The sequence below is a fragment of the Desulfonema magnum genome (assembly GCF_017377395.1).
GTDB lineage: Bacteria > Desulfobacterota > Desulfobacteria > Desulfobacterales > 4be13 > Desulfonema_C > Desulfonema_C magnum.
The window spans coordinates 7262892-7284559 of record NZ_CP061800.1 but is presented as its reverse complement, the minus strand read 5'-3'; the positions used below and the strand labels follow the sequence as shown (position 1 = coordinate 7284559).

The window sequence follows — 21668 nt, the reverse complement described above, 5'->3', positions numbered from 1 at the left end:
TGGCTTTGTGGCTGATTTTTTCGGATGTGTAAAAGGCGGGACACATCCGTTTTTTTGCCACGAAGCCGCGAAGGCGCAAAATTTCACGAAGTCTCTTTGTGGTTCCTTTGTGGCTTTGTGGCTGATTTTTTCGGATGTGTAAAAGGCGGGACCCACCCGATTTCTCAGGCGGAAGCCGGAATTGGTAATTTTTTAACTTCTTGAAATTATATTTTATATTTTTATGATAAAGCCGTGCTATTTAATTGGATGAAAAATATAATATCAGGCTGTTTATGTTTTGCTGAGAGGGGAGGGATTTACGAGATGACATGGTCTTTGATGGCTGGTAGCTGACGGTTGGCTGCTGTCGGTAACCCGAAATTTGCTCACTAATTTAAAAGCATTTCTGTTATTAGCCGGAATAGCGCAACTTTATCATAACCTATAAAATATCATTAAAAATAAATAATTTTAGCTTCAGGCTGAGAAACCACAAAAACTGGCAGAATAACCAATATCTAAGAAATAAGATTTATTTTATGAATACTTATCTTTTAAACTACAAACATGCTGTCCCTGCCAAAATTTTTTAAACAATATCTGAGTTATCCTTTCAATAAGTGTTCAATTTGAACACTTTGACTAGACAAAATGTTTAAATTGAACACTTACAGCAGAAGTGTATATTTTTGTGTTTTTCAACATATACCTTTTAACAGATTGAATATAAAATATATTTTATAAAAAATATTTTTTGACACGATTTGGTACCGTTCTTGCTTTAAGTATAAATAAGGCTAAAGTCAGGATTTTAAGAACAGGTTATTTAAAAGTAAAATTGCAGGAGGTGTCAAATGAAAAAGTTTTTAGCAGCATTAACAATTATGTTATTGGTTGCAGGGATGGTCAGTGTTGCCGGCGCTGTGGAGGTGCAGCTGACTCATGAGGGCAAAAAGAAGACGACAACCTCAACTTACAACATTGATTTCGCAGGCGTGTCAGAGGATAATACGACTTGGAAATACAAAGTGACCCAAAATAATGGCAAGGCGCTGAGTCACTGGAACCTGGGCTTCATGTATGAGGGAAGCTTCATTGATATGACAAAATATGTTGAGGCAAGCAACATGGAAGGCCCTGGCCAACCCAGTGTGGGAAATGACGGAAGCACGAATTGGGACAGTGTCAACATTCTCAAGTGGGATACACCGAATGAGTTTAAAGAAGCTGAATTTTCTTTTAAGATAGACTATGAAAAATTCTCTCAGGATTATGATGTGGAGAAAGTGGAATTTCAGGTAATGGCCAAAGCTGGTACGGCGTATAACACAGGTTATGTTCCAGAGGCAGCTTTTAACCCTGTAAGTTCGGCTCCAGCTCCGGCAGATACACCGTCTGCTGTTCCGCCGGCAACGGATGAAATCGCTTCCCTGCCTCCGGAATATACAACTGATGAGCCTATGGACGTTTCTTCTCCGACTGAGGAGGAAACACCTCCGGCAACAGAAAATGAAATAACGACTCCGGCTGAGGAGACCACTTATGTTGATGATACGTTTAACGAGATAGATCCGAGTACTGTCACTGAGGCTGTCAATGAAACCCATACATCCGGGAATACAACAGGCGTCTCAGGCGGAAGCGGAAGCGCGGCTACTCCCGAACCGGCCACCATGTTTCTGCTGGCCTCCGGTCTTGCGGGTCTTGCAGTACTGAGAAAAAAATTTAAATAATTGATATAATTATCCATTGACAAAAAGGCAGAGCCGAAACCGGCTCTGCTTTTTTTATTCGAACATTTCCGAGGTCAGCATCTCCGCAACGGTCATTTTGAATTTTTGTTTAATACCAAAGGCTTGTTTCAGTTCTGCTTCTAATTTTGCCATTTCAATATAAAAGGGGGTCCGATCAAATTGGAAATACCCTTTTCCCTCAGACTGTTTTGTGAAAGCTTCGCATCCCGGACTGTAAACGGCATTCTGTCCTGGCCGCCGAAGTTCATGGGAAATGCCGTGCAGCCTGCATATCATGGGACGATAATCATATAATACACAAAGACCGTCAAAATTCAGAGGGCACATCAGCCGCACCGGCATACCTTTTTCGTCAGCTTCAGCCGTTTTTCTGCATACATCCGAGGCTTTTTTTCTGACTTCTGTCTGTTGTTCATGCTTAAGTGTTTTATATCCTTCCAGAATATAAAAATACTCCGAAAACGTATGATGACAGAACCGGGTGAGACAACAGTTATCTTCGCATCCGGAACAATGAAAACCATAGAAATCCGCAGCTTCTTTGTATTTTTCATTCATGGCCGCGTAAAGTGATTTTAATTTGTCTGAAAAAGGCAAATATTTTTCAGACGGTAATGTAATTTTTTCTAATTGCAAAATATTCCTTTCCTTATTCTTTGGTGTTCTTTTCAACAACCCAAAGCCTATCACAGTCACATCATTATTGTCTGATTATAAACGGATTTAGGGAAGGCCGGTCAAGCCCCGCAGGGGCGGCATATTTGTAGCATTCATCATGCAGGCCCGGCCAAGCCCCGCAGGGGCGGCATATTTTCAGCATGATTTACTACTACTACAAATATGTCGCCCCTACGGGGCTTGCAAACCTGCTACAAATATACCGCACTTACAGGGCTTGATCGGCCCTCCCTCCCCTAAATCCGTTATAATCTGTTAAGTGGATTTACAGGATTTCTGTCAGACCTCCGAAGTTTGCGGGATTTTCGGGATCATTTCCAAATTCCGTTTTCATGCTGCCCGGAATTGTATGGAAGCCAGCTCTTCCCCGGAAACTCTGGAAGATATGTTCAGGAACTCGACCCCGACCACCTGATTGTTTTCGTCAAAATCGAGAATGACACCCGGCTGAACCTCTTCGGATTCAACGATCCGGGTTTCGTCAAGGCGGAAATAGAGAGCGTCGTTTTCCTTATCTACTCTGATTCTCATGGCTTTTTCTCCTTAGTCGTCTGTCAAAAAAGGCTGTCACTGCACGGTTCGGGTCAGCGTTCACATTGATGACCACGCGCAGCCAGCGATTTCCATATTCTGAAATTTGTCTGATAAAATGGCGTGTGCCGTCCTCATGGTCTTCAGTCCTGTCCGGGTTCTGAAGGGTCTCCTCCGCCCATGACCGGCGGATATTCCGTTCTTCGAGCATTTCGTTGAAATGTCTGGTATATTCCATGAACAATTTCCGTTAGTTTAAAAAGTGATTACCCATGTTCCTGTTCAATTTTCTCATCTTAAAATTCATATTACTCCGGCGGATTTAAGTACCTGATCAAAAGTTTTTTATACAGCTTTTTTTCTGTGAGCGACAGAGAAACCCGGGTTTTCCCTTTGTCGGAAAAGCATCATTCCGGAAAAAAAAGCCGGGTTTCTTCCCCGGGCAGATATTAAAAACTTATGGTGAGGTACTTATCAATCCCCGGTAGCGGTTCAGGATCATTTTCGGAAAAGATGGCAGATTCACCCAGTATGACGACTTCAGCCCCTAAAATTCCCCCCCAGCACAACAATCTCCACAGCATCATAATTTCCGCCCAGATCCATTACCGTGAGCTGGTATCGCCCCGGACGTTTGAACTGATAAAACCGTGTCTCACCGATTCCGGTCTGATGAACAAGCTCTCCGTTCAGCAGCCAGTAGAGCCGCCCCTGTCCGCCCTGAGCCTGAAGCGTAATGGTCGGCAGCTTGGTTTCCGCGCCCGGAGGACGAAAAACAGTGTCCGATTCAATCCCCATAATCCGGATATTTTCAGCGCAGGAAGAGACTGGTTTCTTGCAAACCGGGTCCAGGCGAGGCGGACGGCAAGCCGCTCTCGTACAAGGATTCAGCCAGGGTTCCGCAGCCCTGGGCCATCGGGCAATGGTTTTACGCACCGGATTCGGAACCGGACAATCCGCATCCACACGCAGGCCGCTCTCCGGATGAACCAGAATTGTCATGGGATTACTCAGCCAATGGCGGTCCGCACGATCCGGAAAAGTCGGAGGAATGACATCATTCAGAATCCAGGCATGGCGGCGCTGGTGACACAGGGAATCCTCTTTGCCAGAAGGACGAGTCCCCAGGGGCCAGCAAATCTCAGCCCGTGCCACACTTTCCGGGACTGAGGGAGGCGGCCCGTATCCCCGGGGCAAGCTGTCAACAATGGAGAACAGCAGCGGTGCAGCCGTTGCCCTGCCATACTGGCCCGGAGACGGCGTTCCGTCGGGCCGCCCCACCCATACCCCGATGGTATGACGATCCGTAACCCCCACGGACCAGGCATCTCGGAAACCATAGCTGGTTCCGGTTTTCCAGGCCACCCCCCGGGAATGCTCCAAAGACACACGCCCCCCGGGCAAATCCGGGCGCCGATGTTCCTGCAAAATCTGTCGGATGATATAGGCTGCCCCCGGACTCAGAAGACGGCGCTCGCTTATGGGATCATCTGTTGTATAACGAAGCTTGCCAGCCAGCCCCTGGCAGGCAAAAGCGGTATATGCGCTGACCAAATCCTCTAACGAGGCCCCGACCCCGCCCAGAATCATGGTCAGATTTGGCTCCTGGTGCGGCGGAAAGCGCAAGCGCAGTCCCCCCTGACGAAGCCGGGTATCAAAGAATTTAGGGCCCAGACGATCCAGAATATCCACAGCCGGAATATTAAGGGAGCGTTGCAATGCCTCACTCACACTGACCGGACCTGAAAAAGCCTGGGTAAAATTCTCAGGACGATATCCGCTGAATGAGAAAGGCGCATCCACAAGCAGACTTTCCGAATGAATCAGCCCCTCTTCCAAAGCAAACCCGTATAAAAAGGATTTCAATGTGGAACCCGGGGAGCGGTATGCGCGAATCATATCCACATGCCCGAAACGGCTGTCATCCAAAAAATCCCCGGACCCGACATAAGCTTTTACAGCCAAAGACTTATTTTCAACAACCAGAGCAGCCGCGGAAGTATGCTCGGGCGTGCCCTGAATGAATCCATAAACCAAGTCTGCCACAGCCTGCTGCATATAAGGATCAATAAACGTGCGAATAATCGAGTTTCGAATTTCAACCTCCGAGTTTCGAGTTTCAAATTTCGAGTTTCGAGTTTCAGATTTAAGACGCCTGGCAAGAAGCGGCACCATCATGGGCCGGGGATTAAACCGCGGCGTTACCCGTTCAATTTTGGCTTCTTCCACGGTTTCCCTGTCCCACACCCCGAACTGTGCCATGCGGTTCAGCACCTTATTGCGCGCTCGGGTAGCCCGTCCCGCATGCCGATCTGGTCGAAGACGGCTGGGAGCCTGGGGAAGCACCGCTAACAAAGCAGCTTCGGCATGGCTTAATTCTTTGGCAGATTTTCCCAAATAGGCAAAGCTGGCAGCCTGAACCCCCTCGACGGGTCCGCCAAAAGGCGCATAATTTAAGTACATGGTCAGAATTTCTTTTTTGCTGTAATAAAATTCCAACTGAAGGGCACGAAACATTTGTCTGAGCTTGCCAGGTATGGTTTTGGAGTGAGGATGAAAAAGCCGTGCCACCTGCATGGTGATGGTGGATCCCCCGGACTGCGGTTTGCCAGTCTGAACATATTGAAACACCGCACGAAACAGCGCATAGATATTAACTCCCGGATGATGCCAGAACAACCGGTCTTCATAACTGAGCAGGGCTTTAAGATAAAGGGGTGACACTTCGCTCACTCTGACAGGATATCGCCACACGCCTTTTTCATCAGGGAAACTCCTAAGCGGTGTGCCGTCCCGGGCGATGACTGTCACAGCGAAGCTTTTTTCATCTTCCGGCATGGAGAGCGGGAACATTTTATCCATCATCAGAAAAATGATAAAAGGAATAAAAATAAATGCCACAGGAATGGCGACACTGTAAAAAGGATTTGGTGATGCGTATTTTTTTTTCATCAGAACCAACTGCTATCATTCATTAAAATATTGTTGCCAAAGCTTCTGATACATGGTATATGCGGAAGCAACTGATTGGAAATAAGGCGATTTCCAAAAATGAATATACCATAAGTTCGTAGTTCCGCCTTTAGGCGGTGTCACACTGCCTAAAGGCGGAACTACGAACTAAAAAGATATGCCGGTATGTTCTTTTCCGGAAATCCTCTGAATTATTATCTGATAAAAATATCATAATCTTAAGGAAAAAACAATGAAGATCATGCACTATTCCGAGGCAGAAGCCACATATTTGAATACCGACACAGTAAAAGGGGTTACAGGGCGGGTCGCCATTGGCAAAGCTGACGGGGCCGATCATTTTTGCATGAGAGTTTTTGAATTGTCAGAAAACGGATATTCTCCCCGGCACTCTCATGACTGGGAACATGAAATATTTATCCATTCAGGCAATGGCGAAGTATTATGTGATGACAAATGGATACCTGTTAGCCCCGGCAGTGTCATTTTTATTCCCGGAAATGAAGACCATCAGATAAAAAACACGGGGGATGGACAACTGGTTTTTGTCTGCCTGATTCCTTCGGGATATCCTGAAATGTGATGAATGTCTGAGTGTCTGAATGTTTCTTTCCTGGCAAAATTTTCACAGGCCATCAGACACTTAAACACTTAAATTCAAACTTTGGAAAAACAAGAAAATGAGAGACAAGGAACTGGATATCACAACAATACTTCATGTGCTGAACACTTTTCCCAAGGCGTTTTTTGTATGGGGCATTCTGGATATGAAAAGCCAAAGACCCGTGGAAATGGATGAAAAATTAAAAAAAGAATTTCCTTATCTTAGCGGTTTTGTATTCCTGAATAAGAACAATTTTAACCAGTATTGCAAACGATCTCTCAAGCGGATTGTCATCAGGGGATATACTTATTGGGAATACAAATCATTTCAAAAGGAAATGCCCACATGGCAGCTGATTGACGATTCGATCCAGCCTGTCGCGGGATTTTTGCTGACCAAATGTATTGAAATCGGAGTAAATTGCGAATCCTTTCTGGCAAGCCGAAAAAACAGCAGTGAAAAGCATAATTTTAACAGAATTCAGGTGCTGCTGGATATTTACGAAAACGGGCCCCGGGAAGTCTCGGATCTGAGCGGTGACAGCGCTGTGTGGGACAGCAACGGAAAATGCCGGCATGTGGCAAAATTAGCCGAGGCAGGTCTGATCGAACATACTTTATTTTCCTCCCGGGAAAACCATATCGGATATCAGTGGATACCGGGAAAAAATCCAAAAGATGTGTCTTATGATTATCCGGTCGGCGGAAAAGATAAGTATCGGATTGCCATAAAAAAAATTGTGGATATCCTGTCAGCATCGGATCGTACCATGGGACCCTCGGAACTCGCCGACTTAGCCGGATATGCAAGTGAAAGCTATACCAAAAATGCGGTCAGACAACTCCATAAACAGGGGTTTGTGATACGGTTGAGCAAGGGAAACCACTCCATTTGCAAACTTACGAGAAAAGGCGAACGCGTGGTTAAAAAAATAATTAAGCCGCTGATTCTGGGGCTGAACGGTGATGAAAAACAGGCAGAGACATTCCTAAGAACCACCCCCACAAAGAAGCAGCTGCTGGCAGCCATGAGAATGTACGAAGGAAGTTTAAAGCGTTCCAAGGTGAAAAAAAATAAGCGTTAAAAGATTTTCAATTTTCTGTTTCCGAAATATTTTTATACGATAATATTTTAATTTTTCAAAACGTTATTTCGTCACCTCCCAATTTTCATCGTTCCCAAACTTCGGGTTTGGGAATGCACCTGCACACAAAACTTTTCCCAAATAAAAAAACAGATGGGACTATTCTTTTTTCATTTCCATTTTCAACAAGTTTATGGTAACTATAGGTTTCAAGATAATGAGCAGTGTTCCAAAACCGGATGTAATCCCATAATTACCAGATTAAGCCAATCTGTTACATGCTTTATATTCAGGATCGGAACACTTATTACTCGATCAGCAAGTTTTTTTTGTCATTCTTGCGAAAGCAGGAATCCACAGCTCCCGGAACCTCGGCATCAGCAAAAAACGGTTTCCTGCTTTCGCAGGAATGACAGGCTGTCCGGCTCAGGTCAGAAAATCTGATCATCGAGTATTAATAAAACATTCAGCATAAAGAAAGGAGACAAGTTTTGAAAACTTCATTGAATCATTCAATCCTGGCGTTGATGATTGCCAGCTTGCTGTTCATATTTTCCGGTTGTGACAATTCGGATTTTGTTGTAAAAACAGGGACCCTTTTGGACAGCGCGGTAGAAGGGGTGGAGTACGAAACAATGACGCAATCCGGCACGACCGATGCAGAAGGTCTTTTTTACTACGGTGAGGGAGAAATAATCTCATTTTTTCTGGAAGGCATATTGCTCGGCCAGACAAAAGCAAAAGAAATCATTACACCGGTGGATCTGATCAGCGGCGCTTATGATGAAACCCATCCTCATGTTATCAATATGTGCAGATTTCTGCAATCTCTGGATGCAGATGCTGATCCTGATAATGGTATTCTCATTTCTCCTGAAGTTCGGGATGAGTTTGGGAATTATTCCATTGTTTTTACTCAGTCATGTGAAGATTTTGAAAACGATGATGAGGTTCGGGGACTGTTTGAGACCCTGAACATGCTTGGTTACTTTCCTGACACAAATGAACGCTCTCTGATCTCAGCAGACCAGGCCTCAGCCCACTTTAAACAGACTTTGGAGTCACTGGTTTCTTCAGATGACAATGACAGCGGTGATAGCGGTGATGACAGTGATGACGGTGATAGCGACGGGGGCTGAGGGGGCTGATAATACTCATCAGTTTGATGAGAGAAGGAGTGTGGAAATTTTATTTTCGCAAGGTTTTTGTTTCTGCGGGCTTTGCAAAAATAAAATTTTTGCACTCCGTTACACGGGGGGATGTATGCGAAAATAAAATTTTCGCACTCCGTTACACCGAGAAATTCATGCGAAAATTTTATTTTCGCACTCCGTTATACCGAAAAATTTATGCGAAAATTTTATTTTCGCACTCTTCTCCACTTTTGTCATTATATCGACAGTGCTTTTTTTATGGCTGTCTTTACTGCCGCCACCTGTTCTGGCGATTTTATCTGCTGGTCTTTAAAATCTTTTACATAAAAAACATCATACACCCGGTTGCCTTTTGTGCTGATTTTGGCAGTCCAAACATAAAAACCAGATCTGAAGAGTGCATCGCTAATTCTGAAAAGAACTCCCGGAAAGTCATAAGTATGCACCTCAATCGTTGAAAATGTCAGATCAATTTCATTCCTCACGATCACCTCATGCGGTGTTTGCAGAAGCTCTCCAGAATTGAAAATCCTGGGCACAGGCATTTTAGTATGAACTAACAGCGACAAATCCAATTTGCCGGACAAAACAGCTTCCAGTTGGTTTTCCGCACGCACAAATCCTTTATCATCAAGAACCTGACCAGGAATTGCGCGAACATTGAAAATATGAGAAGTCTTATCATCCTGTCTGTAACTTATTGCATTAAAAATATCAAAATTGTTTAAAGTGAGTACTCCTACAAGCTTTGAAAATATGCCAGGACAATATCTGATACTGACTTTTACCGTTTTTATGTTTGAAAAGGAGGTTTGCTGTTTTACTTCCCAAAGAAACCTGCCTGTATTTTTACTCATACACGTTTCCTCCCAAGTATTGTATTCCGAGGTGTAACAGGGACGTTGTGAGGACAATACTGCTTTCATGCTGATTTATTTCCTTTCGTAATTTAGCTAATATGCTGGACCGATTCCGAATCAGAAACGTACATTTTTTGTATCTTTTTATTATCAATATTTGTTCCGGGGAATCCGCATTTTGTCCGTTGAAGTCATTCCGGATCAGGCTGCGAATCATTCATTTGGCAGTATCTCCTCTATGGCCGCCTTTATTGCTGCTATCTGATCCGGAGAATCCGCCTTTTGTCCGTCAAAATCCCTGATATAAAAGACATCAACCACCTGATCAATTTTTGTGGCAATTTTGGCAACCCATACATCAAGCTTGCATCTGAAAAGTGCATCCGTAATTCTGAACAGCAGTCCGGGAAAGTCGTAGGTGAACACTTCGACAATAGTGAAAAAACTGGAGCTGTCATTATCCACAACAATTTTAAGCGGTCGTTCCTGTGTTCGGGGTTTGGAGATACCATAATCAGACATCTTCTCACTGAGTTTTGCAGCGAGTTCCAACTGGCCTGACAGGGCTGCCTGAAGATTTTCCTTTGCGTGCTGCCATTTTTCTTCCTCAAAGACCTGATCCGGAGGAGGATTGACTTCAAACACATCAAGGGCAATATTGTTTCGCCATGTAAATATCCGGACATCGAGAATATTGATGCTGTTTAATGTGAATACGCCTGCAATCTTTGAAACAAGCCCGGGACGGTCCTTTGCACAGATGGTAAGCGTCCTTGTGTTTAAATCAGGATTACTGACCACTTCCCACACAAAATCAGCATTCCCGAGTTTTTCATACAGTCTGATATGGTCCAGAATATCCTGGGAAAGGGTATTCAGCAAGTATCGGGGGGACATGACATTAAAAAGCGTTTCCATATCCTCCCGCTCCTGTGATGCTGACGCTGACCTCAGAATATCCGCTTTTTTCTTTTCAATGATCTCAACGGCCTCGGTTGTTGCAAGTTCCCCTTTTTCCAGAATACTTAACACTTTCAGGAAAAGGTCTCTTAAGAGAGTTGATGTCCAGTCATTCCAAGCCTTGGGCCCGGTGGAAACGGAATCTGCGACGGTCAGCAGGTAAAGCATCTTCAGACGCTGGGTGTCCTTTATCTTTCTGGCACAGAAAATAGCTGTTTCTTCATCATTGATATCCCTTCTTGTGGCAGTCTTTATCAGAAGCAAATGTTCCCGAACCAGAAATGACACCGTTTCAACAGCTTCAGGACTGTAACCTTTTTTCGTGAGTATGTTGCAAACGATCTCCTCGCCTTTTTGCGAATGATTTCCCCCTGGCTCTCCCTTGCCAATATCATGAAGCAGCGCTCCCCAGAGCAGCAGGATTTTGTCAGTAATTTCCTCATACAGATCAGCGCATAAACGGTCATTCAAAGGGTCTTCGGATGTGCCGAATTTTTTTATGATCCGAACAGTACGCAGCGAATGTTTATCCACAGGATAAAGATGATATTCGTCGTATTGAATCCGACTCTCAATGTGGCTGAATTCAGGAATAAACTGAATCAGGAATCCTGTGTTTAACATTTCATTCAGCACGTTGAATGTGGGCGCGGGCGTGGCCAGAATTCGTTCAAATGATTTCACAGCAGAAGGAGAATTTCTGAAGTCATCGTCAATAAGATGTATAAAATCTTTCATAAGACGCCTGGCCTCCGGGCCTAAGGGGAGTTTCAGGCGGGCGCTTTCCTCGAATATTTTTATCATAAGATCAGGCGTGTTAAAAATTTCCTCGGGAAAAGCAAACTGAAGCGTTCCTTTTTTCACTTCCAGACCTTCTGTTTTGGTCTGCTGCGTAAGCTTTTTTTTGCGTTTTTGCGTTTTTGTATTCTCCAATTCATAAAGAAACAAGAGATGCCGCTGTTTTATAAACTCCATTTGTGCATGAAGCCTGCCTAAAAAGACCTCCACGGACTGCTGTCCGTTTACTTTTCTGAAGTTCATGGCACTGGCAAGTTTTTCCTGATATTCAAAATGAAGCTGGTCATATTTTCTCCCGGCCATAAAGTGCAGACGATTTCTCACTTCCCAGATAAATGAAAGCGACTCTGTGAGCGAGTTAAATTCGTCATGGGAAAGGCATCCGTAGTATTCCATATCCCTGGGCTGCCTGACATTTGTTCTTATCCGGGCAATCCATAACAGCGTATGGTAGTCTCTTAATCCCCCCTGACCCTCCTTGAGATTCGGCTCAAGCAGATATGCTGAATCTCCGAAATACTCATGCCGCTCCCGGTTTTTTTCAATCAGCCAGCGAATAAACTTGTCTGCTCGTCTGAGAACAATTTTTTTCCTGAGCTTCTCTGTCAGCTTTGAATACAGAAAAGACATGCCGCATATGAATCTGGAGTCCAGAAGAGATGTCATCACCTCAATGTCAAGACCCGCAAGCTCCACACATTCTTCAAGCGACCGTGTCGCATGGCCCACATCAAGCCCGATATCCCAAAGCGGATACACAACTTCCTGAATCAGTTCCTCAGCCACATCCGGAACATTTTTTTCAAAAAGAAAAAGAATATCCACATCTGAATGGATGCACTGTTCTCCTCTGCCATATCCCCCCAGAGCAATAATGGCATAGGGGGTTTTATTTATGACCATCCTGAGACCCACCATGCTTTTTTCAAAGCTTTCACGGAAATAATCATCCAAAAGCCGGGCATTCTGCTCCAGGAAATCAGGAACGTCTCCGTTTAAAAAATTTGATATCAGCTGCTCCCGATTTTTCCGAAGTATATCTGAAGTGTGTTCATTTGTGTTTCTCATTATCTGACTCCTGATTTAATTATTAGCAAAAGACATGCCATTATGATAAAAAATATTAAATTATGTTTCAGTTCAGATGGATATGATTGAAAAAAACATAGAAACAAGGTGCTCAGACCTTGCAAAATTGTAAGAGTTCGGCCATATTAATTACAGAATCGTAAGATTTCTAAGCAGAATCAGCAGGTAATTCTTATCTTAATACTCTTGCCAGATTGGCAAATATGGCTCAGTTTTTTCAAACCGAGCCGGGCGGGCGCACTGATACGAACCTGAGGCCCTGAAATCAGATATTTATATATTATTTCAGATTAGCGACTGATTCACAAGAAAAAAACTGATTATAATGGATTTAAGTATCTGACCAAAAATTTTTTATATTTATTTAAATATTTGTTCAATAATTTATTGACAATAAAAAAATATGACATATAGTTTATGGCAGACATGAAAATAATCCGAAATTTGCCGAAAGGAGTCTGCGTTATGAAAAAAGTCCTCGATCTGACGGAACCCGAACTGACCACCCTGCAGTCCGCGCAGAAGAATCACCCGTGTGCCAGGGTGCGCGACAGGGCGCGTGTCATAATTCTCAGCAACAAAGGTCGGCAGGTGAAAAAAATAGCGGATATCTGTGAGATGACCTGCCAGACAGGTGGGAGGAAAACGGTCTCAGAGGACTGTATGACCGTCCGCGTTCCGGCCGCCCCTGTGTTCTGACCCCGGAGGATGAGGATCACATTCATCAGATGGTTGAGGAGGAACCCCGTTCGGTGAACAAAATCATCGCCGTCCTCGAAGATGACCGGGGTAAGAAAGTCAGCAAATCCGCTGTGAGACGTGTGATTAAAAAGAAACGGACCTGGAAACGGATCCGCAAATCTCTCAGAGGAAAACGGGACGATGAGAAATTTGAGAAGGCACAGGAAAAAATCGCCGACCTGGAGAAACGTCGGGAGAACGGAGAAATCGATGTCCGCTATTTTGACGAATCCGGTTTCTGTCCGACCCCCTGTGTGCCTTACGCCTGGCAGCCGAAGGGCGAATATATCGAAGTCCCCTCCGCCGCCGGTTCCCGTCTCAATGTTCTCGCATTTATGAACAAAGAGAACAATTTCACACCTTTCATATTCGAAGGCGGAGGAACGGACGCTGATCTCGTGATCGCCTGTTTCGACAGCTTCAGCGAGGCGATTTCGCAAAAAACCTTTGTAATCATGGACAATTCACCCGTTCATAAGAGCAGAAAGTTCCTGTCATGTCTGCCTGAGTGGCATAAAAAAGGGCTGAATATAAAATTCTTACCCACATATTCTCCCGAACTGAATCTTATCGAAATACTGTGGCGTAAAATCAAATACGAGTGGCTGCCCTTTCTCCGCGTATATTTCATTCTCCAAACTGGAAGAACATCTTGATAATATTTTATTGAATCTGGGTTCTCAGTATACTGTCGAGTTCTCATAATAGTTAAAAAATTTTTGATTAAATATTTATAAAAAACTTTTGGTCAGGTACTTATTTCATTTCAGCACTCCGAATCATAAAAAATATCAGAAAATTTATGGATAGGTGCTTATTATCTTCTTAGTTTGGTTCAACTCTCCCTGACCCGTATCACCGAAATGATATCATCCTCGCGGGGCTTGCTTTTGAAAATTATCCTGATTATAATAAGTTTCAGGCTCTGATTTCGGGAATCTGTTTTTACAAAGCTCCGGGCGGATATTCCCGGAAAACAGCAGCTTGAGAAGAAACAAATATGCCGGATATTCGGTTCACGGAGACCCGTAACGAACGCCAGCCGTCCGGAGTGCGAAATTTTTTATACATTTTTTTCTGTGGGCGGCAAGAAAACCCGGCTTTTTCCGTCACGGGCGGAGGGTCATTCCGGAAAAAAAAACCGAGTTTCTTCCCCGGTCAACTATCGAAAACTTATGGATAAGTACTTATTTTTCGCTGTTCGCGCAGTGTGTGTTCGAAAAATAATTTTCGCAGTCCGGATATGTGACAGTACTGCCTGCCGGAACCGGAAATCAGGCTTCTGAAAAAATCTCAGATTATGCCAGTGGTGAGTATATAATCAGAAGTTATCAGGTATAGAAACTGAGAAATGAAAAGTAAAAAATGAAAAAAAATATAACCATAATATCCTTTTTGCTTTTGATGATAATCTTTTTACTTATTGACAGAAAGCTGTTTCAAACAGAAATCCTTAAACTCACCGAGACAATCAGCTCGCTTGAAAAGTCAGTCGCTGTTTTAAGAAACACAATTCTCGAACAAAACCAAAGGATCAAAGTGATTCAGGGTATGTTGCGGAAAAAGGAGGTAAGACAGACTGATAATTTTCAACATGATCTGCTTTTATATGGGATATTTTCTGTTCTCGCGCTTTTGTCGGCAATGATTATCGTTTTACTCATGCTGAAAAAAAAGTTAGGCTTTATTCTGGATATTTTATGCGAAAAAATTCATCAAACTGAAAACACACTTATTTCGCAGATTATTAAATCAGCATCAGAATTGACAGGACTTATCGGGCCTTCGGACCATTCTCCGCCTTCGGAATTCCCTGTTTCAACCGATCACACATTAGCACTCCGAGTCGGTCAGGAGATTCATCGGATGCGTAAAAGAACAGAGCATATGCCGGAACATACAAAGGGCCTCACAGCATTGAAAAATTCATTAAAAAGGCTGGAACAGGCGTTTAATGACAAAGGCTATGAACTCACTGAACTGCTCGGAAAACCCTTTGCAGAGGGAATGACAATTCATGCAAGGTTTGTTCCGTCAGATGAATTCGGCCCGGGAGAGCAAATCATTACCAAAGTGATTAAGCCTCAGATCAGTTTTAACGGGGTTTTAATTCAGTCCGCCGAAGTTGAGGTGAGTATCGGAGAATAATTTGAAGACGTTGCATGACATTCTTTTTTTCTGATTCTGACGGATTTTGTTGACAGTCCGGCCGAAAGTACAGGGAAAGGGGATAAGAAAAGGAAAACGCACCTTCCCTTTCTTATCCCTTTTCCCTGTACTACTTTCAGAAGCATAACATTTTGCCGGACAGGGTTGAAAACCCCGTCCGACAGAGGCATGGGAACGAGATGAGCCGATGCATGGGAACAAAATGAATTTTCAATTTTCAATTTTCAATTTTCAATTTTCAATTTTCAATTTTCAATTTTCAATTCTCAATTCTTTTACATCCACCCGATGGCAATAACCGTCACAAGTACATCCTCTATAATCTCTTCTCCTGACAGTTTTGACAAAATATCTTCATCATCTATCGGCACAAAAATAATCAGGGCGATGCCCTCCAGGCCGGATTCTGTCGCGTATTTTGCAGCCTCGTGTTTTGCTCTTCTGAATTCAGATGCATTTATGAATTGCCTGACCTCGATAATGCCTTTTTTGTCTTCGCATTTCAAATGCAGCGCAACCTTGCCGCTGCCAGTGGGAAATTCGGGGCTGATCAGGCATTGTTTGCCTAACACACTGTGAAGCCACGAATACAAATGGAAATATCCGGAAGACTCTCTTAACCGTAAATCTGATTTCCGGAATCGCTCTTTCCACGGGGTAAATCCTTTTGATTTGAGCCGGACCACATAATTTTTGTAGCGGGTGATCAGGGCCTGAAAGTTCAGTTCCTGCCCGTTGAACACATCTTCCATTTCATCAAACGGGTTCAGCGCCAGGACAGGCGTAAAATTTCCCACAAGATCATCTGTCAGGGTTTTGTAGAGACGTTTCTGAACAAAAGGACATGAAAAACGACAGACTTCCAGCTCTTCCCCCCTGTCATCCACATAGCCTTCAGCATCAATAATGCCGTTCAGATACAGATGATTGCACCAATCCGCATCCAGCTTGAAAGGAATATCTGACCGGGCAAAAATTTCAAGCATCTGGGGCCGGTATTTTTTTTTGGTCATTTTTATGAGATTCAGAAACATATTGTTCCACTCCACATTACAGGCTCGGCCATAGACACGGTTCCAGACCTTCTGATCTATTATTTTGTCAGGACCCGGCTGATAATTCTCGGTGAGAAGTTCACCAAACCAGCAAACCAGTCCGGGATGTCCCCGGGTAACATCAAAGATACTCATCACCACCTCCGGCTCTATTTTCTGGTGACTTTCTTCCTGGTAGTGCTGAAAAATTTCTTGCACCTCATCTATTGTAAAGTTGGGCACATGCAAAGATTTCCGAACATTAAAGGGCATGCCCCGGCTGCCTTCAACCCCGACTGCCGCACGCACCCCGATCAGACACAGCCCCTGAAGCAAATAATTTTTCTGATTTATATACATATCTCGGAAAAGCGTGGCCAATTTATCAATGACCTTTGCAGGCAAACTGTCAAATTCGTCCATAAACATCAGAACAGGCCGATTGAAAAGCCCCCTGCTTTTGTGAAAAAGCAGGGACCAGTCTTCCCACGATGCCGGCGCATCCACGTTCAGTTCAAATCCGTCCAGCATAAGCTTTGGGACTTTTTTTAAAAATACTTCGTCGGGGTCATCATCTTCCATGACAATTCCCTGCATGGATATGGTACCGATGACAAACCTGCCACCGTAACGATTTTCGATTTCCTTCTTCACCTGCTCCATGAGCCAGGTTTTTCCTGATTGTCTTGGTCCCCATATGGTAAAATAATAACCGCCGTCCGCCATATCTCCGATCATCTGATCTCTGCAGTGATCCACCAGATATCTGCGTTCCACATAGAAATGTGTTTTGCTGTTTACTGGTCCGTAAGAATGAAAGTGTCTCATGAAGTGCTTCCTTTTGATAATCTGGCAGATGGAAAAATTTTTATTCAGCCTGCATCATCAGAACCGAAGGTGTTCAAAAATTTTCAATCTGCTGATAATGAATTAAATTCAGCAGATTGAAAATTTTTCACACTGTCCGATGAATATTACCCTGTCACATGAGTGCTAACGGATCTGACCAGGGGTTAAAACTTTCTGATCTGCTGAAATTGGTAAAACTCCTGATATCAGGGAACAGTCTGAAACTGTTTTTCATCTAACCATAGGCATATTCCCGAAGTCAAGAGAGAGTATCTTATTTCATCTTTATTTCTTGTCGTATCTGCCAATTGTGTGTTAAAGATTTTCTGATTATAACGGATTTAGGGGAGGGCCGGCCAAGCCCCGTGGGGGGTGACATATTTGTAACAGCATTCATCGTGCCGGGCTGGTAAAGCCCCGTCGGGGCGGCATGTTTGTAGCATTCTGCACCACATCAAAAGATAATGAAAAAGGATAAGCAGATGGACTCAAAAGGAAAAATTCTCCTCGTTGATGACGAACCTGATTTTGTGGAATTTGTGAGCTGGCAGCTTGAAACCCTTTCTTATGCGGTTCATACAGCTCCGGCCGGTGAAAAGGCTCTGGATATTCTGAGCAGAACAGATATTGATATCCTTATTGCTGATATTCGTATGCCCGGGATGGACGGCATCGAACTTATCCGGAGGGCCATAGAACGCCGGCCCGACCTTCAGTGCATTGTGATGACGGGTCACGGAGGCATAGACACCGCGGTGGAAGCGATGAAACTGGGTGCTGTCAATTATCTGCGAAAGCCGGTGGGAGTGGAAGAATTGGATGTGGCCATTGAAAAAGCCATGGAAAAGCTCGGTCTGATCTTGGCGGTTCGGGAAAAGCAGGAGCGTCTTGAAAAGGTCAATGAGGAACTCTCAAAGGCAAACGCGGAGCTGACCAAACTCCGTGGTCAGTTGGAAGCGTCGCTGAGAGAGGAAAGCTCGGGGCGGAAAAAAGCCGAAGCAGCGCTTAAAAAAGCCCGGCTCCGTGAACTTATTGTCGAAGTGCTGACGCTGTCGCTGCGCTATTGGAAACAGACAACACAAAAGACAAAAATAGAACTGGCTGAGGACAGCAAAATATGGACAGCTTCCATAGACAGCGGCGGCACGTACAGAACACGAACCCTGGATCGCTATCTCAGGATCACCTCTCTTCCGTCAAATCCCCGTTTCGGAGATGTTCTGGACACGGCTTATTTTGTTCTGAACAACTGCTCGACTTATCCTGAAATGAAAAGCAATTTGGAGGAAAAAATCGGTCAGCTTGAGAAAATACTCTTGGAATCCCCTTAGAAAAGAAATAGGAGCAGATAAATATGACAACGCCGATATATGAAACAGGCGTGATTCACGGCCGGTTTCAGATACTGCATAATGATCATGTCAAATATATTCTGGCAGGGAAATCGTTTTGTGAGCATATGGTCGTGGGGATCACAAATCCGGATCCGATGCTGACGCTGGAAGAGACCGCTGATCCGGGCAGAAGCAATCCCCTGGCAAATCCCCTGACGTATTATGAACGTCATATTCTCGTCAAAACGGTTCTGGAGGACGAGGGATTAAATTCGCGTGAGTTCTCTGTTGTGCCTTTGCCAATCAACCTCCCGGACCGCTACAAATATTATGTACCCCTGGATGGTGTGTTTTTCCTGACCATTTACGATGACTGGGGCAGACAAAAGCTCAGTTATTTCCAATCAGTTGGTCTGAAGTACCATGTTTTATGGGAGGTTCCTCCTGAGAAAAAAGGCATCAGCGCGAGTGATATCCGAAAGCGAATCCTTAGCGGCCGGGCATGGGAGCATATGGTTCCGGAAAATGTGTCTGTTCTCATAAAAAAATGGAAAATTCCTGAGAGGCTGAAAAACATTCACGCGTCATCCCGGGGTGTCCGATAACATCGAAACTGAGGAACACTGTTTTGCTGTCGGCTGTGAGCTTTTCCTTATTTTCTGTTATCACTCAACAATCAGGTTTTTGACCCGATTCGAATAAAAAGCTTATCATTTCTGCGAAAGCAGGAATCCGTTTTTGGCAAATGCCGCGCCTCCCGTAGAGCCGCTATGAAGCATTCATACGACAAACTTTCCCGATATTTTGAAACGGCTCGGGATATCCCTGCTTGTTTCCACCTATCAGGCAGGAAAAGTCCTCCCTTCGGGGGACCGCTTATCTTCATGATCAAGTCGCAGAATTTTCAGGAAATATTTTATTTCTGTTTTGTCATATTACTATCGTTGTTTATAACAGATTCAGAGGCTCAACGTCTGATGTTACACACTGGAATGAATTGAAGGATAATAAAATGAGTCAGAAGGAGAACCATTCAAAGCTGGTCAGTCAGGACCATAAAGTTATCAGTGATCCGGATGAGAATAATCAGCACTCGGATTACGGACGCGATATAAGAAAAATTATGCTGAAATTGCTGCTGGTAATCAGTCTGGTCGCCGGCAGTGTTCTGACGGGTCTGCTTTATTACCAAACCAAATCCTTTGCAATAACAGAAGCCGAGAAAAAAATTAAGAACTTGCTGCTGCAACAAAAGGGGGTTCACAACTATATCACCCATCATCAGAAGCCCGAGGTATATAGGCTTAAAGAAAAAAAGCATCTCTATGAAGCGTATTTTTCTCCGCAACTTTTATCAGGCTCATATGTCACCAGAAATATTCACCATTATTATAACCAACATCGCGAAAAACTCGGAATGGCGGAGTTTTATTATAAGCTGGCGGCAAACAATCCTCGGAATCCCTTAAACACAGCAGATAAATTTGAACAGAACCTTATCAGAAATTTTAAATCCGGTGGACAAAAAGAATATTCAGAAGTAGTTGAACTCAATGGAAAAGAATATTTATATTATGCCCTGCCGTTTTTAGTTAATAAGCCCAGTTGTATGCGGTGCCATGGCACTCCCGATGCAGCCCCTCAGGAACTGGTCAGACGTTATGGAGATACAGCCGGTTTTTATGAAAAATTGGGGGACATGAGGGCAATTATTTCGATTCGGGTTCCGTTGGAGAGCGAGATGGCCGAAGCTCGCCGTACATTCTTTATCCACGGTGCCACCACGTTTTTTGTTCTTATTCTGTTTTTTGTTCTCGGGGGAACGCGGCTGCTTGCATATTTCACCAAACATTCGGAGCGTCTGATTAAAAAACGTTTTGAAAGTGAGACGCTTTTTCGTGGCACCTTTGAACAGGCTGCCGTGGGGATTGCCCACTTGTCTCCTGATGGAAAATGTCTCCGCGTCAACCAAAAATTTTGTGAGATTACCGGGTATGACAATGATGAAATACTGAATCTGTCTCTTGCAGATATTACAAGTTCCGAGGATACGGATGTTGACAAGGAGATGTCGCTGCAACTTCTGAATGGCGACATTGCCACTTATTCAACTGAAAAACGCTATATTCGCAAGAACAAAGAGACCGTCTGGGTCAATGAGACAAATTCTCTGAGCAGAGATGATCAGGGAAAACCGGATTTCACAATTTCTGTTATCCAGGATATTACTCAGCGCAGGCAATTGAAAGCTGAGGTTGACAAGGCACTTATACAGGCTGAGGAGGCAAACTCAAAATTATCAGATGCCATGAACGCTTTGTGGGGTGAAATGGAACTGGCAAAAAAGATACAGACGGTTTTATTACCTGAAAATACTAAAAATATTCATCCGGATTTTGAGATTGCCGCAACAATGTTTCCGGCAGAACATGTCGGAGGCGATTTTTATGACTTCAACTTTGACAAATCAGGTGCGCTGTGGTTCGCCATCGGCGATGTGTCAGGGCACGGCATCACGCCCGGACTGATCATGATGATGGCGCAGACAATTCACAGCACAGTGACCGCCAACTTTGACACTGATGCGCGGAGTCTTGTCGTCAGAGTCAATGAAATTCTGTATATGAATGTCAGTGAACGGCTGCATGAAAACCATTTTATGACATTCACGGCACTTAAATATCTGGGCCGCGGACAGTTCCAGCACGCGGGAGCGCATCTTTCCATGCTTGTTTATCGTCAGAAAACCGGAGCTTGCGAGCTTGTCAGAACCCGGGGCGTTTACCTGAACTTTAAGAAGGATATTTCCAAAGCCACAAAAAACGCCGAGTTCTCTCTGGAACCGGGAGATATTCTCATTCTCTACACCGACGGTCTGACAGAGGCGGAAAACCCGGACGGCAAAATGCTCGATATTGACGGGTTTATGAGAATCGTTGAAAAACATGCTCATCAGGAACCCGAGGCAATGAAGGAGATGATCATGGCTGATGTGGTCCGGTGGTGTGACAACCGGCGGGAGGATGATATGACGCTTGTTATCATAAAACGGGTGACAGAACATTAAATAAGCC

17 protein-coding genes are annotated in these 21668 nt (G+C 44.2%); 10 read left to right on the top strand and 7 right to left on the bottom strand.

Annotated features, from left to right (window positions below; genetic code table 11):
* The first annotated feature begins 836 nt into the window (after positions 1-836).
* The gene (locus dnm_RS27945) at positions 837-1715 is read left to right on the top strand and encodes a PEP-CTERM sorting domain-containing protein (RefSeq protein ID WP_207680159.1); all 879 of its coding nucleotides are present in this window, start codon (positions 837-839) and stop codon (positions 1713-1715) included.
* A gap of 54 nt (positions 1716-1769) precedes the next feature.
* On the opposite strand, the gene dnm_RS27940 is transcribed toward dnm_RS27945, so the two are convergent.
* The 4 genes from dnm_RS27940 to pbpC all read right to left on the bottom strand — a co-directional run bounded on the left by dnm_RS27940 (position 1770) and on the right by pbpC (position 5897).
* A complete protein-coding gene (locus tag dnm_RS27940; RefSeq protein WP_246556123.1) occupies positions 1770-2372 on the bottom strand; it encodes a hypothetical protein in 603 nt (200 codons plus the stop codon).
* Between the two features lie 372 nt (positions 2373-2744).
* Positions 2745-2945 carry a DUF2283 domain-containing protein gene (locus dnm_RS27935; RefSeq protein WP_207680158.1) on the bottom strand — a complete coding sequence of 67 codons (201 nt, stop codon included), beginning with the start codon at positions 2943-2945 and terminating at the stop codon, positions 2745-2747.
* Positions 2926-3183, bottom strand: coding sequence for a DUF4258 domain-containing protein (locus dnm_RS27930; protein WP_207680157.1), 258 nt, complete (start codon positions 3181-3183; stop codon positions 2926-2928). Before dnm_RS27930 ends, dnm_RS27935 begins: the two co-directional genes overlap by 20 nt.
* Positions 3184-3485: 302 nt before the next feature.
* Positions 3486-5897 carry a penicillin-binding protein 1C gene (gene pbpC / locus dnm_RS27925; protein ID WP_207680156.1) on the bottom strand — a complete coding sequence of 804 codons (2412 nt, stop codon included), beginning with the start codon at positions 5895-5897 and terminating at the stop codon, positions 3486-3488.
* A gap of 253 nt (positions 5898-6150) precedes the next feature.
* Between pbpC and dnm_RS27920 the strand changes: the two genes are divergently transcribed.
* From dnm_RS27920 to dnm_RS27910, 3 genes are all read left to right on the top strand, one after another.
* Complete coding sequence (locus tag dnm_RS27920; protein ID WP_207680155.1) at positions 6151-6501, top strand: cupin domain-containing protein; 351 nt, start codon at positions 6151-6153, stop codon at positions 6499-6501.
* 97 nt (positions 6502-6598) lie between these two features.
* Entirely contained in the window at positions 6599-7606 is a 1008-nt protein-coding gene (locus tag dnm_RS27915) for a hypothetical protein (RefSeq protein WP_207680154.1), read from the top strand.
* Between the two features lie 491 nt (positions 7607-8097).
* A complete protein-coding gene (locus dnm_RS27910) occupies positions 8098-8745 on the top strand; it encodes a hypothetical protein (protein WP_207680153.1) in 648 nt (215 codons plus the stop codon).
* A gap of 251 nt (positions 8746-8996) precedes the next feature.
* Here dnm_RS27910 and dnm_RS27905 read toward each other — a convergent pair whose 3' ends face one another.
* Together dnm_RS27905 and glnD are read right to left on the bottom strand one after the other, a co-directional pair.
* Positions 8997-9686, bottom strand: a complete 690-nt coding sequence (locus dnm_RS27905) for a hypothetical protein (protein ID WP_207680152.1) — start codon at positions 9684-9686, stop codon at positions 8997-8999.
* A gap of 147 nt (positions 9687-9833) precedes the next feature.
* A complete protein-coding gene (gene glnD, locus dnm_RS27900; RefSeq protein WP_207680151.1) occupies positions 9834-12446 on the bottom strand; it encodes a [protein-PII] uridylyltransferase in 2613 nt (870 codons plus the stop codon).
* Positions 12447-12932: 486 nt separating this feature from the next.
* On the opposite strand from glnD, the gene dnm_RS27895 reads away from it, so the two are divergent.
* The 3 genes from dnm_RS27895 (at position 12933) to dnm_RS27885 (ending at position 15356) form a co-directional block, all read left to right on the top strand.
* On the top strand, positions 12933-13166 hold the full coding sequence (locus dnm_RS27895) for a hypothetical protein (RefSeq protein ID WP_207680150.1): 234 nt from the start codon (positions 12933-12935) through the stop codon (positions 13164-13166).
* Positions 13091-13864: an IS630 family transposase gene (locus dnm_RS27890; RefSeq protein ID WP_207683779.1), complete on the top strand. Its 774-nt coding sequence runs from the start codon at positions 13091-13093 to the stop codon at positions 13862-13864. Before dnm_RS27895 ends, dnm_RS27890 begins: the two co-directional genes overlap by 76 nt.
* A gap of 709 nt (positions 13865-14573) precedes the next feature.
* On the top strand, positions 14574-15356 hold the full coding sequence (locus dnm_RS27885; RefSeq protein WP_207680149.1) for a hypothetical protein: 783 nt from the start codon (positions 14574-14576) through the stop codon (positions 15354-15356).
* Positions 15357-15652: 296 nt separating this feature from the next.
* Here dnm_RS27885 and dnm_RS27880 read toward each other — a convergent pair whose 3' ends face one another.
* A complete protein-coding gene (locus tag dnm_RS27880) occupies positions 15653-17239 on the bottom strand; it encodes an AAA-like domain-containing protein (protein WP_207680148.1) in 1587 nt (528 codons plus the stop codon).
* A 503-nt stretch (positions 17240-17742) separates the two neighbouring features.
* Between dnm_RS27880 and dnm_RS27875 the strand changes: the two genes are divergently transcribed.
* The 3 genes from dnm_RS27875 to dnm_RS27865 all read left to right on the top strand — a co-directional run bounded on the left by dnm_RS27875 (position 17743) and on the right by dnm_RS27865 (position 21661).
* Positions 17743-18591: a response regulator gene (locus tag dnm_RS27875; RefSeq protein WP_207680147.1), complete on the top strand. Its 849-nt coding sequence runs from the start codon at positions 17743-17745 to the stop codon at positions 18589-18591.
* 23 nt (positions 18592-18614) lie between these two features.
* Complete coding sequence (locus tag dnm_RS27870; protein WP_207680146.1) at positions 18615-19199, top strand: nucleotidyl transferase family protein; 585 nt, start codon at positions 18615-18617, stop codon at positions 19197-19199.
* Positions 19200-19606: 407 nt separating this feature from the next.
* Entirely contained in the window at positions 19607-21661 is a 2055-nt protein-coding gene (locus dnm_RS27865) for a SpoIIE family protein phosphatase (RefSeq protein WP_207680145.1), read from the top strand.
* Positions 21662-21668 lie beyond the last annotated feature (7 nt).

Coding starts and splice junctions, on each gene's coding strand:
- dnm_RS27945 (WP_207680159.1), top strand. CDS start 837: ATGAAAAAGTTTTTAGCAGCATTAACAATTATGTTATTGGTTGCAGGG.
- dnm_RS27935 (WP_207680158.1), bottom strand. CDS start 2,945: ATGAGAATCAGAGTAGATAAGGAAAACGACGCTCTCTATTTCCGCCTT.
- dnm_RS27930 (WP_207680157.1), bottom strand. CDS start 3,183: ATGGAATATACCAGACATTTCAACGAAATGCTCGAAGAACGGAATATC.
- pbpC (WP_207680156.1), bottom strand. CDS start 5,897: ATGAAAAAAAAATACGCATCACCAAATCCTTTTTACAGTGTCGCCATT.
- dnm_RS27920 (WP_207680155.1), top strand. CDS start 6,151: ATGAAGATCATGCACTATTCCGAGGCAGAAGCCACATATTTGAATACC.
- dnm_RS27915 (WP_207680154.1), top strand. CDS start 6,599: ATGAGAGACAAGGAACTGGATATCACAACAATACTTCATGTGCTGAAC.
- dnm_RS27905 (WP_207680152.1), bottom strand. CDS start 9,686: ATGAAAGCAGTATTGTCCTCACAACGTCCCTGTTACACCTCGGAATAC.
- glnD (WP_207680151.1), bottom strand. CDS start 12,446: ATGAGAAACACAAATGAACACACTTCAGATATACTTCGGAAAAATCGG.
- dnm_RS27895 (WP_207680150.1), top strand. CDS start 12,933: ATGAAAAAAGTCCTCGATCTGACGGAACCCGAACTGACCACCCTGCAG.
- dnm_RS27885 (WP_207680149.1), top strand. CDS start 14,574: ATGAAAAAAAATATAACCATAATATCCTTTTTGCTTTTGATGATAATC.
- dnm_RS27880 (WP_207680148.1), bottom strand. CDS start 17,239: ATGAGACACTTTCATTCTTACGGACCAGTAAACAGCAAAACACATTTC.
- dnm_RS27875 (WP_207680147.1), top strand. CDS start 17,743: ATGGACTCAAAAGGAAAAATTCTCCTCGTTGATGACGAACCTGATTTT.
- dnm_RS27870 (WP_207680146.1), top strand. CDS start 18,615: ATGACAACGCCGATATATGAAACAGGCGTGATTCACGGCCGGTTTCAG.
- dnm_RS27865 (WP_207680145.1), top strand. CDS start 19,607: ATGAGTCAGAAGGAGAACCATTCAAAGCTGGTCAGTCAGGACCATAAA.